Source organism: Acinetobacter sp. YH12144 (genome assembly GCF_013418345.1).
Classification (GTDB): domain Bacteria; phylum Pseudomonadota; class Gammaproteobacteria; order Pseudomonadales; family Moraxellaceae; genus Acinetobacter; species Acinetobacter amyesii.
In genome coordinates, this window is the sequence record NZ_VPCD01000001.1 from 243,174 (window position 1) to 256,877 (window position 13,704).

12 protein-coding genes, 4 tRNA genes and 1 riboswitch are annotated in these 13,704 nt (G+C 41.5%); of the genes, 13 read left to right on the forward strand and 3 right to left on the reverse strand.

All coding sequences use genetic code 11. The annotated features are described in order from the left end of the window. Positions 1–9 precede the first annotated feature (9 nt). A complete protein-coding gene (locus tag FTU79_RS01325) occupies positions 10–1,002 on the forward strand; it encodes an outer membrane protein assembly factor BamD (protein WP_078191356.1) in 993 nt (330 codons plus the stop codon). A gap of 211 nt (positions 1,003–1,213) precedes the next feature. Then, positions 1,214–3,142: a DNA primase gene (locus FTU79_RS01330; protein WP_180048748.1), complete on the forward strand. Its 1,929-nt coding sequence runs from the start codon at positions 1,214–1,216 to the stop codon at positions 3,140–3,142. 55 nt (positions 3,143–3,197) lie between these two features. On the opposite strand, the gene hemA is transcribed toward FTU79_RS01330, so the two are convergent. After that, on the reverse strand, positions 3,198–4,481 hold the full coding sequence (gene hemA, locus FTU79_RS01335; protein ID WP_180007592.1) for a glutamyl-tRNA reductase: 1,284 nt from the start codon (positions 4,479–4,481) through the stop codon (positions 3,198–3,200). A gap of 78 nt (positions 4,482–4,559) precedes the next feature. On the opposite strand from hemA, the gene FTU79_RS01340 reads away from it, so the two are divergent. From FTU79_RS01340 to panD, 11 genes are all read left to right on the forward strand, one after another. Further along, the gene (locus tag FTU79_RS01340) at positions 4,560–6,272 is read left to right on the forward strand and encodes a hypothetical protein (protein WP_180007591.1); all 1,713 of its coding nucleotides are present in this window, start codon (positions 4,560–4,562) and stop codon (positions 6,270–6,272) included. 9 nt (positions 6,273–6,281) lie between these two features. Then, positions 6,282–6,860 (forward strand): lipoprotein insertase outer membrane protein LolB, encoded by a 579-nt coding sequence (gene lolB, locus FTU79_RS01345; protein WP_180007590.1) that lies wholly within the window; start codon positions 6,282–6,284, stop codon positions 6,858–6,860. A 28-nt stretch (positions 6,861–6,888) separates the two neighbouring features. Next, the gene (gene ispE, locus FTU79_RS01350; RefSeq protein WP_180007606.1) at positions 6,889–7,728 is read left to right on the forward strand and encodes a 4-(cytidine 5'-diphospho)-2-C-methyl-D-erythritol kinase; all 840 of its coding nucleotides are present in this window, start codon (positions 6,889–6,891) and stop codon (positions 7,726–7,728) included. Between the two features lie 3 nt (positions 7,729–7,731). Then, positions 7,732–7,806, forward strand: a tRNA-Gln gene (locus tag FTU79_RS01355). 38 nt (positions 7,807–7,844) lie between these two features. Next, a tRNA-Gln gene (locus FTU79_RS01360) sits at positions 7,845–7,919 on the forward strand. Positions 7,920–7,947: 28 nt separating this feature from the next. Further along, positions 7,948–8,022: transfer RNA gene (locus FTU79_RS01365), tRNA-Gln, on the forward strand. A 91-nt stretch (positions 8,023–8,113) separates the two neighbouring features. Continuing rightward, a tRNA-Gln gene (locus tag FTU79_RS01370) sits at positions 8,114–8,188 on the forward strand. Positions 8,189–8,225: 37 nt separating this feature from the next. Beyond that, a complete protein-coding gene (locus FTU79_RS01375; protein WP_078191360.1) occupies positions 8,226–9,179 on the forward strand; it encodes a ribose-phosphate pyrophosphokinase in 954 nt (317 codons plus the stop codon). A gap of 98 nt (positions 9,180–9,277) precedes the next feature. Beyond that, positions 9,278–9,574: a 50S ribosomal protein L25 gene (gene rplY, locus FTU79_RS01380; RefSeq protein ID WP_078192179.1), complete on the forward strand. Its 297-nt coding sequence runs from the start codon at positions 9,278–9,280 to the stop codon at positions 9,572–9,574. Positions 9,575–9,594: 20 nt separating this feature from the next. Continuing rightward, positions 9,595–10,170, forward strand: coding sequence for an aminoacyl-tRNA hydrolase (gene pth / locus FTU79_RS01385; protein WP_168378106.1), 576 nt, complete (start codon positions 9,595–9,597; stop codon positions 10,168–10,170). Positions 10,171–10,320: 150 nt separating this feature from the next. Next, positions 10,321–10,701 carry an aspartate 1-decarboxylase gene (gene panD / locus FTU79_RS01390; protein ID WP_078191363.1) on the forward strand — a complete coding sequence of 127 codons (381 nt, stop codon included), beginning with the start codon at positions 10,321–10,323 and terminating at the stop codon, positions 10,699–10,701. A 122-nt stretch (positions 10,702–10,823) separates the two neighbouring features. Here the strand turns inward: panD and FTU79_RS01395 are convergent, their stop codons facing one another. Continuing rightward, positions 10,824–11,447, reverse strand: a complete 624-nt coding sequence (locus tag FTU79_RS01395; RefSeq protein WP_257223195.1) for a GDYXXLXY domain-containing protein — start codon at positions 11,445–11,447, stop codon at positions 10,824–10,826. Then, complete coding sequence (locus FTU79_RS01400; RefSeq protein ID WP_180007588.1) at positions 11,444–13,285, reverse strand: DUF2157 domain-containing protein; 1,842 nt, start codon at positions 13,283–13,285, stop codon at positions 11,444–11,446. Before FTU79_RS01400 ends, FTU79_RS01395 begins: the two co-directional genes overlap by 4 nt. A 170-nt stretch (positions 13,286–13,455) precedes the next feature. Then, a riboswitch (FMN riboswitch) is annotated at positions 13,456–13,609 on the forward strand. Positions 13,610–13,704: the final 95 nt, after the last annotated feature.

Here is a 13,704-nt window from a genome sequence, read left to right on the forward strand (position 1 = left end):
GGAATTTTTATGTCGCTACCAAAATATAAAATGACAATGCTTGCTCTAACAATAGGCATTGCATCGGCAATGGTAGGCTGTAGCAGTAATCCAAAGAAAGAAGTGGTCGACACAGGTCCACAATCAAGCGAACAGATTTATATCGAAAAAGCACAAAAAGCGCTTGAACGTAACCAATATACAGATGCAGCAAAACACCTTGAAGCTCTAGAGACCTATTACCCTACAGGTAACTATGCGCAGCAAGCACAACTTGAACTATTGTATGTAAAGTTTCAGCAAAAAGACTATGAAGGGGCGATTGCACTTGCAGACCGTTTTATTCGTATGAACCCGCAGCATCCGCAAGTTGATTATGCGTACTACGTGCGTGGTGTTTCAAATATGGAGCAAAACTACAATGGTTTGCTTCGCTATACCTCTTTAAAGCAATCACATCGTGATGTGAGCTATCTCAAAGTGGCTTATCAAAACTTTGTCGACTTTATTCGTCGCTATCCATCAAGCGAATATGCAGTCGATGCCGCACAACGTATGAAGTTCATCAGTCAAGAATTGGCTGAAAGCGAAATGAATGCGGCGCGTTTTAATGTAAAACGTAAAGCATGGTTAGCTGCTGTTGAACGTTCACTTTGGGTGATCGAACATTATCCTCAAGCACCACAAGTTCCAGAAGCTCTAGCGACTGTAGCCTATGGTTATGACAAACTTGGTGATAAAACCACGTCTCAGCAATACATAGACGTGCTTAAACTGAACTATCCAAAACTTGTGAAGTCAGACGGTACAGTCAATATGCGTGCTGCACGTAGTGAAGGCAGCTTCCTTAACCGTGCAACTTTGGGTATTTTCGGTAAAGAAGCACAAACGATGTCTGAGCAAACCTCTACAGACGCAGTTGAAACTGATGAAGAAAAGCGTAGTTTAACCAATCGTTTAAGCTTTGGCTTATTGGATCGTCCTCATAGCGAAAAAACTGAGTCGTCAGAATCAGCTGAATAATATAGTCGCAACGAAGGTCGATTTTTCACAAAGGGCAAGTTAGAATACTTGCCCTTTTATCTTTTCAGGATCTACAGATTCGGTTAGATTAAAAGGTATACAATAGTTCGATGGACGATGCTGTACTGCATCTCCCCTGAACGTACAGCATTGCTGATTTCAACATATTTCACGAACTGCCCAAATTCAATAGATAGACAGATAAAACAGCATGGCCATTCCTCAACATACAATTGATCAAATTTTAGATCGCACCGATATTGTCGATGTGATTGGTCAATTTGTGAAATTGAAAAAGACTGGACGCACCTACTCAGGATGCTGCCCATTCCATCAGGAAAAATCGCCATCTTTCCATGTCTATCGCGATAAACAATATTTTCACTGCTTTGGTTGTCAGGCCAATGGTAATGCCATCCGTTTTTTAATGGATATTGGTAGCCGTAACTTCATCGAAGTAATGAAGGATTTATCTAGCCAAACGGGTATTGAACTACCGAAAGACAATAACGATTCCAATAAACTCAAATATAAACGCGAATCTAAACCCAAACCTGTACAAAAACCTCCAATCGAAGCAAAAGCTCTGCCACCCAAAACAGGCGAAACCGACACAAATCCTGCTGCAGTAAATTTCGAACACGACCCATTTGCTGAGTTTCAAAATAACGAAGATGCCTTTTATGGGAACGATCCGTTTGCTCACTTTGACCAAGTTGCCAATGGTTTTGAAGATGTGCCGCAAGACGGAAACTTATATGACTTGCTGGAAAATGTCGCACAGTTTTATGAGCAACAACTTCCGCTCAGTCCAATTGGGCAAGCTTATTTTAAACAACGGGGTCTCAGTGCAGACACCATCGCCTATTGGCGTTTAGGCTATGCCCCTGAAGATTGGCAACATCTGGAAAAAGCCTTTCCACAAGATATCGAAGGACTCAAACTTCTCGGTTTGATTCGCACCAGTGATAGTGGTCGTGACTTTGACTTACTGCGTGAGCGAGTGATTTTCCCGATTCGAGATGCGAAAGGTCGCGTGGTCGGTTTTGGTGGTCGTGCCCTAAATGATGAAATCAAACCGAAGTACATCAACTCCCCTGACTCTGAAGTTTTCCATAAAAACCAGTTACTTTATGGTTTATATGAAGGCCGTAAACAAAAAGCCCAAGATTGGTTAATGGTCGAAGGTTATATGGATGTCATTGCCCTACAGCAATATGGCATTCATGGCGCTGTAGCGACTTTAGGGACTGCCAGTAATACTGAACATTTAAACATTTTATTTAAGCAAAATAGCCGTATTACTATTGCATTTGATGGTGATGCCGCAGGTCAAAAAGCAGCTCGTCGTACGCTCGAAATTGCACTGCCATTACTGAATGATGGACGTGAACTTAAATTCTTTGTTTTGCCAAATGACCACGACCCAGATTCACTGATCCGCCGTGAAGGTATTGAAAATTTTCGACGTTTACTGGACACCTCACCGCTACTTTCTGAGTTTGTTTTTGCACATTTAACGCAAAATCATAATGTTGCTTCGCCTGAAGGTAAAAGTCAGGTGATGGGCGAACTGAGACAACTGACTGAACTGTTGCCGAAAGGTGGTTCATATCGTTATTTGCTACAGCAATATTTCCGTGAAAAATTAGGGTTTAGCCGAAAGTGGCAGCCTCAAGTCAATAATGATGCATCATTGAGCTTTAGTACAAAAATTGATGCCGAAGAATATGTGATTGCGATTTTAATCAATCATCCTTATCTCTACATTCATTTTGAGCCTTTACGCGCCTTAGTTTCACAAGATCTCTTGCTTTATCACGTTTTAAATATTTTCAATGTGATTTTTGATGAATTGCCTGATGACCCAGAGTTATCGACCTATTATGTACTCGGTGCATGTGCAGCGCATCATCATGAATTACAACATATTTTAGAGCATGCCAATATCAGTGACTATACGTCATCACCTGAACAGGCAGATAAACTTGCAGCAGATTTATCGACAAAATTGCAATATCAATTCTTACAACTCAAGATCAAGTCGAATAAGTTTTCTAGCCTTGCTGAAATGCGTAATTTAAAACAACGTATTTATGATATTGATAAAAAAAGATCGCTCACCCTCCTTGAAGATTAAGTTTTAACTTCAAGTTCAAGCTGTGAACGACATGCTATTCAATGAATCAGCTTATTTATTTTTTTGGTTTACGGCGATTTTCAGCCACATTAACTAAATTTTGTTCTAACATTTCAAAATAAGCAGGGTCTTCCGCCATTGCTGCATTTCGCAGCACGATAGAAGTTGGATGCAGCAACTTTTGGGTTAAACGATGTGACATTTCTTGCATAATCTTCGCAGCATCTTCGCCCTTTTGTAGACGATTCAGCGCCAAAGCCAGTTCTTCTTGACGCAATGACTCACCATGTTCACGGTATGCATGAATCGTCGAGCCAGCCAAATTCACTTTTTGCTGCGTGATTAAATCTGTCGCAAGCTGATTGACCATGACTTCGGCTTCAACTGCCGCCTGACGACGCTGAGCCAAATTTTCTTCAATGACAGTTTGCAGGTCATCGACACCATATAAATAAACGCCATCTAGACTTTCAACTTTGGCTTCAATATCTCGTGGTACAGCCAAATCAACCAATAGCATTTGTTTATAACGACGTTTTTTCAGTGCTGCTTTGACATCCGCAAAATAAATCACTTGATGCAAGCTTCCGGTACAACTTGAAATTACATCTGCACGATGTAAATTGTCTGCCAAATCTGCAAAATCAATAATTTCAACTTCTACACGATGAGCAATCTCTTGCGATAAAGCTTCGGCACGGGCACGTGTACGGTTACAGATAATAATTCTGCCCACACCCATTTCGGCCAAATGCTTTGCAACCAAGCTATTCATTTCACCAGCAGCAACAATCATCACCGTCAATTTTTCAGGCTGACTAAAGACCTGTAAAGCGAGCTGAGCAACAGCATAGCCCATCGACACCGCATGACTTCCAACGGCTGTTTCAGAACGCACACGTTTTGCCGCATAAAAGGCATATTCAAAAATACGGTTTAAATTTGGGGAAACGGTTTCGGCATCTTTGGCTAAGGACAAAGCCGTTTTGACTTGACCTAAAATTTGAGGCTCACCAAGCATGAGCGAATCCAAGCCGCTAGCCACACGCATGAGGTGTGTCACCGCTTGTGCATTTTCATAACGATACACATGATTTGACAATTGCTTTACATCGATACCATTTGATTGGGCGAGCCAATTCAATACCACGTCTGCATTTTCAGACATCGCATAGACTTCGGTACGATTACATGTAGACACCACCACCATGTCATTGAGTTCAGGCGTATGGCTTTGCTGTTCAAGCAGTGCAGTTAACTTTTCAGGGTTAAATGCAACCTGTTCACGCAGCTCTACAGAAGCGGTTTGATGGTTGACACCCAATGCAAAGAAAGACATATCAGATCATCATTTCGCTAAATTTATGCTATTGTGCATTATCGGCGTCATAAAAAGCATTACTTGGATCAAGAAAAATTGCGTCTAACAAATAGCCGACTGAACGGCCAGACAATAAAGCAGTATTCTACCACATTCTTACTTGTTGGTAGCATGGCTTCTACTGTCCCAATTCGGGCCGTGGGAGAAGTTTACCATGCAAATTCAGGATATGATGCAATTAAACAAAGTATGATTGCAGAATTTGCCTTAGCTTATAACGACATTCCAACCGCGCTTCATAATTACACCGTGCTTGCAATCAAAAGTAAATCCACCATGGTCAAACAGCGTGCTTTAAACGTTGCTATCGAGCAAAATGATTTACAAGCAGCCTTAGATATTGCTACACATTGGGTTGTGCAAGAACCTGAAGATGTACCAGCATTATTTTATTTATCACATATTGCTTTGAAAGCCCATGAATATGAGCTTGCCGCCGAAACACTTGATAAAATTTTAACCATTGACCCAAATGCAGATTTAGAACAAATTTTGGCGGGTATTTCCCCTGAATCAGAGGAAGATCGCGCTTATCTGATTCAAGCACTGACCGCTAGCAAGGAAAAAACCAACCCTTCTATTTTGGTCTTAGTCGCAGGTTTACAAGCTCAAAATGGTGCCTTTGCTGATGCCTTAGACACCATTAATTTAGCACTGAAAAAACGCCCGAAAGTGACTGGCTATATTTTAATGAAAGCCAATTTACTTATGTCGTTAGGTGATGAAGACGAAACCTTAAAATGGTTCGAAAAATCCAGCCGTAAACACCGCAACAATATGGAAGTTCGCTTAGCAGAAGCAAAATATTTAATTAAAATCAATCAGTCAGAATTAGGTCTAGAAAAACTCGAAGATATACTAAAGAAATGGCCATCTGCTGAAGAACCGCTATTTATGGCAGGTTTAACCAGTATTGACTTAGAGCTTTATGAAAAAGCCGAAAAGTATTTGGTGGAGTTACGTTATTCGAGCAAATACCAAAATGAAGCGTATTACTATCTCGCAGTAAATGCTGAACGCAAACAGCATTATGAAACGGCAAAAGCCTATTATCGCCTTGTTGATGGCAGTCTTTATACAGTTTCACGGCGCAATATGATCAGCATTTTTAGCCAGCAAAATAAGCTGCATGATGCACTGCGCTTTTTAACCCAAGAGCGGGTTAATTATCCTCAACATGCCAGTTTCTTATATCTTGCTCAGGCAGATATTTTAAAACGCATGAACAATAAAAAAGCAGCAGTCCGTTTGCTTGATGAAGCGGTAAAAAACTTACCCGAAGATCCTGAGCTCATTTATGCCGAAGTTCTACTGCTCGACGCCCATCAAGATAAAGATAGACTCGACCAATTACTAAAACAATTACTTGAAATTGAACCCAATAGCCCGACCTATTTAAATGCATATGCCTATACCTTGGCGGTACAAAATAGACGCTTAGATGAAGCCCGAAAATACGTCGAACATGCCTTAGAATATGCTCCTGAGCAAGCCTCAATTTTAGATACATTCGGTTATATTTGTTATTTGCAAAATGATTTTAGTACATCTGCATCTGTTTTGGCCAAAGCGTATGAACTGAGTAATAGTTTAAAAATTGGCATTCGCTACGCACGATCAGTCTTCATGCAAGGTGATATGAATAAATTTGACGCGTTGTTACAACAACTCCAACAAAAACATCCGAATGATCCGCAATTAGAGCAACTACATTCGTTATTGTTACCCCAACCCATGAAAAAGAGTTAAAAAGACTTTATGCAAGTATCTTCAAAATTTGGGGTATCTGCCCTGACCTGCTGCGCTTTATTTTTTACCGGTTGTCAGCAATATATTAAAACACCCGATCAACCCAGCCCTGAAGAAGTCGCTGCAAATCAATTCAACTTACAAGGTAAGATTGGTGTGCGCACGCCACAACAGTCAGGAAGTGCTTTTTTTACTTGGGTTCAAGACCGCAATGAATATGATATCGAACTGAGTGGCATATTAGGTGTTGGAAAAACTCAAATCAGCGGTAAACCCGGTCAAGTTCAGTTAAACAGTGCAAAAACCGGTTTAATTGAAGCAGAAACACCTGAAGAATTACTGGAACGTGCTACTGGTTGGCAAGCTCCCATTACCCACCTCGTCGACTGGGTACAGGCGCGCCCTGCAACCACACAAGCAAAAATTCAACGCGATACTGCACAGCGCCCACAACAGATTATTGAAGATGGTTGGACGGTTGACCTAAGCTATAACGAGACTGCGACGGTACCGAACAAGTTAATTTTAAAACAAGCACTTGAATCCGGTCAGGAAAACCGTATTACAATGGTGATTCAAAATCGTTAATTTGCCTAAAAGCTGAGCTATGACTTCCATGATTCGTGTACCTTCTCCTGCAAAACTCAATTTGTTTTTGCACATTACTGGCCGACGTCCTAATGGATATCACGAATTGCAGACGATTTTTCAGCTCATCGATTTATCTGATTGGATGGAATTTCACCCACTTGCAAATTCTGCTGATGAAAATTTTATTCAAATTGAGGGCTTAAACAGCGTCAATCTAGAGCAAAATTTAATTTATCGTGCTGCTCAAATACTCAAACCGTTTGCTAAAGCACTGACTGCACAAAAAATCCACATCGAAAAAAATATTCCGATGGGTGCAGGGCTCGGTGGTGGTTCATCCAATGCAGCAACAACCCTTATTGTGCTCAATCAACTGTGGAAATGTGGTCTAAATACCGAACAACTTGCAGAACTCGGCTTACAACTTGGGGCAGATGTTCCCGTGTTTGTACATGGTCTAAATGCATGGGCAGAAGGTATCGGTGAACACTTAACATTCATAGATTTAGCTCAAAAACAGTACATTGTATTAAAACCTGACTGTTTTATCAGCACTCAACTGCTTTTTTCACAAAAAACGTTGACAAGAGACTCAAAGCCCACTAAATTTTGCGGCTATCAGGAAACGCCATCTGATTTTGGAAATAACTTTGAGCCTGTGGCACGAAGCTTATATCCCGAAGTCGATGAAGCAATGCGGTACTTAGATCAGTTCGGTACAGCAAAGCTTACAGGTACAGGTGCTTGTGTATTTACTGAAGTGACTGAAAATATGAATATTGATGACATATTGAAAAATGCACCATGTAAATCTTACTTGGTTCGCAGTTTGCAAGAATCACCATTACGTCATTTTGAAGTTTGATATAGGGGCGTCGCCAAGTGGTAAGGCACCGGGTTTTGATCTCGGCATCCGTTGGTTCGAATCCAGCCGCCCCTGCCATCATTTTTCACCTGTAGATGTAATTGCTGTAAAGTATTAGGGGCGTCGCCAAGTGGTAAGGCACCGGGTTTTGATCTCGGCATCCGTTGGTTCGAATCCAGCCGCCCCTGCCATTTACTTTATTCGCTATTTCATCAATTTAGGGGCGTCGCCAAGTGGTAAGGCACCGGGTTTTGATCTCGGCATCCGTTGGTTCGAATCCAGCCGCCCCTGCCATTTACTTCAAAAAAGACAGAGCATAATTTGCAGTATCTTTGTTGTTTCAACTTGACAAAATACTGTAAAAATATTAAAGTTCTGCCGCATTAGGGGCGTCGCCAAGTGGTAAGGCACCGGGTTTTGATCTCGGCATCCGTTGGTTCGAATCCAGCCGCCCCTGCCATCTAATTCTCCAATTTGCCAACCGCCAAGGGTGCTTCATGCCCAATCTTGTCGTTTTTAGTGGATCTGCACATCCACAATTCGCCCAAAAAGTCGTTAGCCACCTTCACATCCCTCTAGGTGCTGCATCTGTAGGTCAATTTTCTGACGGTGAAATCGCTGTCGAAATTACTGAAAATGTTCGTGGTAAAGACGTATTCATCGTACAACCAACTTGTGCTCCAACTAACGATAACCTTATGGAAATCTTAGTTATGGCTGATGCTTTGCGTCGAGCAAGTGCTGGTCGTATCACTGCTGTCATTCCTTATTTTGGTTATGCTCGTCAAGACCGTCGTCCACGTTCAAGCCGTGTGCCAATTACAGCAAAAGTTGTTGCAGATATGCTCACAACTGTTGGTATTGACCGCGTTGTCATGATCGACCTTCATGCTGACCAAATCCAAGGTTTCTTCGATATTCCTGTAGACAACATCTACGGTACTCCTGCACTTTTAGCAGATCTTCGTCAACAGTCACACGACAACTTAATGGTTGTTTCTCCTGACGTTGGTGGTGTAGTACGTGCGCGTGCTGTAGCTAAGCAAATGGGTGATATCGATCTTGCGATCATCGACAAACGCCGTCAAAAAGCGAATGAATCTCAAGTAATGCACTTGATCGGTGACGTTAAAGGCCGTGACTGTGTCATCGTTGATGATATGGTGGATACAGCAGGTACATTGTGTAAAGCTGCTGACGCACTAAAAACTTTTGGTGCTCGAAAAGTTGTTGCTTACGCAACTCACCCAGTACTTTCTGGTAAAGCTTTAGAAAACTTGAAAAACTCTGTGATTGACGAATTGGTTGTAACAGACACCATTCCGCTTTCAGAAGAAGCTCAAGCTCTTGGTAAGATTCGCCAAGTTTCAGTTGCAAGTATGGTTGCTGAAACAATTCGTCGTATTAACAACGAAGAATCTATTAGCGCAATGTTCGATTCTTATCTATAATATAGCGCTAAATTTAAAAGCCCTGCCTTTTGGTGGGGCTTTCTATCACTAGACTGGTCGAAGGTCTAGTCAATTAAACTTAAATAGGAATGTCTATCATGGCAAACTTCGTATTAAATGCAGTAGCACGTGAAGAAGCAGTACAAGGGAAAGGTTCGAGCCGCCGCCTTCGTCTTCAAAATAAAGTACCAGCAATCATCTACGGTGGTGCAGCTGAACCTGTAGCAGTTACTTTGGAACTTCGCGAACTTGTTAAAGCTTTAGAAAACAACGCATTCTTTGAAGAAGTTGTTGAAATCAACATCGACGGTAAAGCTGAAAGCGTTAAAATCCAAGCTTTACAACGTCACCCAGCTAAAAACACTCCTATGCACGCTGACTTCAAACGCGCATAAGTGTTAAATGGTGTAAATGAGTGAGTAAACTTTCACTGATTGTTGGTTTGGGTAACCCAGGTTCTGAGTATGCCCAAACCCGCCATAATGCAGGCTTCTGGTTTGTAGAACGCCTTGCAGAACAATATGGCATCCAACTTAAAGCTGATCCTAAATATAAAGGCATCAGTGGTCGTGGTAATATCGAAGGTCAAGACGTTCGTCTGCTGTTACCCACAACCTTTATGAACCTCTCTGGTCAAAGTGTTGTTCCCTTCGCTAAATTCTATCAAATTGCTCCTGAAGCAATGCTTATCGCACACGATGAACTCGATATGAACCCGGGTGTCATTCGCCTGAAAACGGGCGGTGGTCATGGTGGTCATAATGGTTTACGCGATATCGTCCCGCATATTGGTCCAAATTTCCATCGTTTACGTATTGGTATTGGTCATCCTGGTTCTAAAGAACGTGTCTCAGGCCATGTCTTAGGTAAAGCACCAAGTAGTGAACAAGGCTTAATGGATGATGCTATTGCACATGCCTTATCACGTACTAAATTGTTGGTAAGTGGTGAGATTCAGCAAGCCATGAACCAGATCAACGCTTACAAATAGAACTGACAATTCCACAAATTGTTGAACAATACTTATTGCCATCTGAATGATTTCAGAGCAAAATGCGCTTGCATTTGACTGCTCACCCAGCATTCAAGAGATTGTTCCACCATAAGATACGATCTTAGGTCTACCAAGGAGACGCTAGCCATGCTATCTCGTTTATTAAAAGCTAAAATCCACCGTTGCGTCGTTACACAAGCAGAATTACATTATGAAGGTTCTTGTGCAATTGACGGTATTCTTCTAGATTTAGCCGGTATCCGTGAATATGAAGAAATTCATATGTGGAACGTGACTAATGGTAAGCGTTTTACCACTTATGCCATTCGTGGTGAAGAAGGTTCTGGCATTATCTCTGTAAATGGCGGTGCTGCTCACCAAGCAGATATTGGCGACTTGTTGATTATCGCAACTTTTGGTGATTTCACAGAAGCTGAAGCAAATGCACATAAGCCACGCTTAGTCTATGCGAACCCAAACAACACGGTGAACCACACAGCGAACTGTATTCCGGTTCAAGTCGCTTAATTCAAGCATTTAAAGATTCTAAAAAGCCCGCAAAATTTGCGGGCTTTTTTATGGCTGAACTATGCATTATTGACTGCAAAAATTCAGTATTAGACGCATATCACTACATACAACTCAACAGCTCAACTTATCTCCCCTGCTCTCGGGCCCTTCCACCATGCTTGGTTTTGTTTACAATCAAAGGGCTGTAAATGCTCTCCGACCAAACCCACCAACAAAGGCTGACCATTTTCTTGTACCTTTAGCTCTGCATATTGCGCATCGCGATAGCACGACTCCAAGCCTTCAGCAAATAAAAAGCTGCTCGCAGCGGGATATAAACCCTCAAATCTATTGTCAGGATTTTTGAGCACCAGTTTTGTGGATGAGCTTGGATACTGCGCTAACAACTCTGGGTTGAAACTGGTTCGAATCACCCTACGCTGTGCATCAAGCTGCACATAACTCACAATACTTTTTTGATCTACAAAATAGTCACGGTGTACATTTTCTTCTTTGTTCGCTTTGGCAGCCTGCCCATTAGCAGATTGCTCTTCAGAAGGCTGACCACCAAAATAGAGCTGATAATTCAAGGCCATATAATCTCCTTGAATCAAAGAGCGAGGATCGACCGGTTGCAGCTTTACATAAATACTCTGACTGTTTGCCAGATGCCATTCATGCCGTGCAATCATCAGTACAAATAAAAGAATACTGAGTACAGCCAAACCAATAGGAAGCATTTTTTTATTGAGTATGTTCATCATGCTCCTTCCCCTTGTTTATGCTGTATCGCAGTTAACATTTTGGTGATGCCAAGCAGCAAAAGACCAGAGATCAAAATCGTTAAACTTTTCAGTAAAAAGCTCAACCCTAAATTGTAATACAGCATCCATAAGCTAAAAATGATCAACACGATGCAAAGGGCTTTAACCAAAGATTGCTGATAGACCTGCGCCCATGCCAATAAAACCAATAACAAGAAAATTTCAAAATAGCCCATCGCAATCAGCACAAGACCCAATAGCAGTAACAGCCATTTTTCGCGCCCCGTCTGTTTTTGCTGATTTGCGATGTAAAGGCCAAGCCAAACCACAGGCAGTAGATAAACGATAAACAGGTCAAGAACACCATGTTGGGTCTGTTCAAAATGTAGAACGTTATTTGACAAGGTCTGCAACACCACACCCGCCAATACGATGCATAACATCCACAACACAACACTTTTTCGATACATCGAGTGCAACCAAGCTGTTGCACTCCCGAGCAAGAAAATCAGTAGAATATAATTCAATCCAATCACAGCTAAGATGACATGTTCATCGCTCATAAAAAGATCGGCATCAAATAGTGTGGCCACTGCAAGGCCATATCCTGCAATGAGTTGAATAAAAACAATAAACCAATGCATTCGACTAAACAAACAGAGCAAGATAACGCCAATTTGTAATACTAAAATAAACCCAATGCTATCGGTCAAGCTCTCTGTATGTATGAAGACCGCAGATTGGCCACATACCCATAAGCAGTAAGCAAATTGGCGACTAAAGATACTTTTAGCTCGTCGAATCAACCACCAAGCCACAGCCACAAAAACTAAGCCCATGACGATTGAAAACGCCTTCCAATAGGTCAGCAATAAGCTCGATAAAATAATGCCTGCGAACCATGCCCCAATCGCTAAAGGAATAACCGCAAATTTAGTCTGTGGCAGAAATTTCATCAGTGCCCAACTGATCACCGCAAACCAAGCAAATATCAGCAAGGCAAAAACCAACAATCCTGCACTCGAGTCAGATAAAATATGTTCTGCCCATTGGAAAATCAAAATACTGAAACTCGCGGCGAGACCTGCAGCTTGTAAACTGGTTTCTAATGCACGATGTTGTCGATAAAAATAGATAATCAGATAAATTGGAAGCAACAAGGCAAAAATTAAATATTGCCATTGATACTGCTCTGCCCCATTTCCGCAGTATAAAAACATGCAATACATCGACATTAGTGTAATAAATGCAACAAATACAAAGCGCAGTGCAGCATAATATTTCAAACACAAGGTCACACAAATTGCCGTCAATACATTCATGCAGAGTAAATACCACCATGAATGATCAACGATTAAATAGCTTTGTTTAAAATATAAAAATAATGCCAATTGACTGATCAAACACAGTAACGCAAAGACTCCAATATTCGGTCGAGATAACCAAGGTAAAAGCAGCAAAGCCCAGACCAAAAATAACAGATAACTGTCTGCACCTGTTTGATAGACCTGCCCAATCACAGCCAAACTCAATCCAAGCAACAAACCGCTTAAAGTATCTAAACTTTGCTGAATCCAAACACGACTTGCAACATATACACTCGTCACAGCACTAAGTAGCAACAGCAACATTGGAATTGCCAATTGAATGAATTTTGGCAACATCAACCAGTTTGCCGCGATCAAATACACGAAACTGGCAGCTATCAGTGCAACACCGATTACTTGCAGATACCGAATAACCTGTACAGCTTGGAACAAATCTGTTGAAAACTCTTGATCTAACTGTGAACGATGCAGCTTTATATTCTGCTGCTGAGAATGCTGAGGAAGCGTCATTTTTTATCATTATGCAATCATGGTTGATTTATCGGCACGATAGCATGCTTTGGCACACTTTATAAAAATGCTTACAAATCCAATCTTATAACATTACTTATCTAAAATTTTGCAAAGGATTCTAAGCAATAATCCCCCATCAGCACTCAAACAGGTCTATACTCAAGACACATCGCTTCAGGGCGGGGTGAAATTCCCCACCGGTGGTAAATTTGCTGGGTTGAAAGCCCTGCAAAAAGCCCACGAGCCAATCGTTTAAACGCGATTCGCAGATCAGGTGCAATACCTGAGCCGACGGTATAGTCCGGATGAAAGAAGACGACGTCACATCTCTATATCATTGATCATTTTCAATATATATCGTAACGCCACTATTTCACATGTCCTGAAATGTTCAACCGTATCTAAAATTTACGCGA

Bases quoted from the DNA above. Each gene is read 5' to 3' on its own strand.
- FTU79_RS01325 (WP_078191356.1), top strand. From the start codon at position 10: ATGTCGCTACCAAAATATAAAATGACAATGCTTGCTCTAACAATAGGC.
- FTU79_RS01330 (WP_180048748.1), top strand. From the start codon at position 1,214: ATGGCCATTCCTCAACATACAATTGATCAAATTTTAGATCGCACCGAT.
- hemA (WP_180007592.1), bottom strand. From the start codon at position 4,481: ATGTCTTTCTTTGCATTGGGTGTCAACCATCAAACCGCTTCTGTAGAG.
- lolB (WP_180007590.1), top strand. From the start codon at position 6,282: ATGCAAGTATCTTCAAAATTTGGGGTATCTGCCCTGACCTGCTGCGCT.
- ispE (WP_180007606.1), top strand. From the start codon at position 6,889: ATGATTCGTGTACCTTCTCCTGCAAAACTCAATTTGTTTTTGCACATT.
- FTU79_RS01375 (WP_078191360.1), top strand. From the start codon at position 8,226: ATGCCCAATCTTGTCGTTTTTAGTGGATCTGCACATCCACAATTCGCC.
- rplY (WP_078192179.1), top strand. From the start codon at position 9,278: ATGGCAAACTTCGTATTAAATGCAGTAGCACGTGAAGAAGCAGTACAA.
- panD (WP_078191363.1), top strand. From the start codon at position 10,321: ATGCTATCTCGTTTATTAAAAGCTAAAATCCACCGTTGCGTCGTTACA.
- FTU79_RS01395 (WP_257223195.1), bottom strand. From the start codon at position 11,447: ATGATGAACATACTCAATAAAAAAATGCTTCCTATTGGTTTGGCTGTA.
- FTU79_RS01400 (WP_180007588.1), bottom strand. From the start codon at position 13,285: ATGACGCTTCCTCAGCATTCTCAGCAGCAGAATATAAAGCTGCATCGT.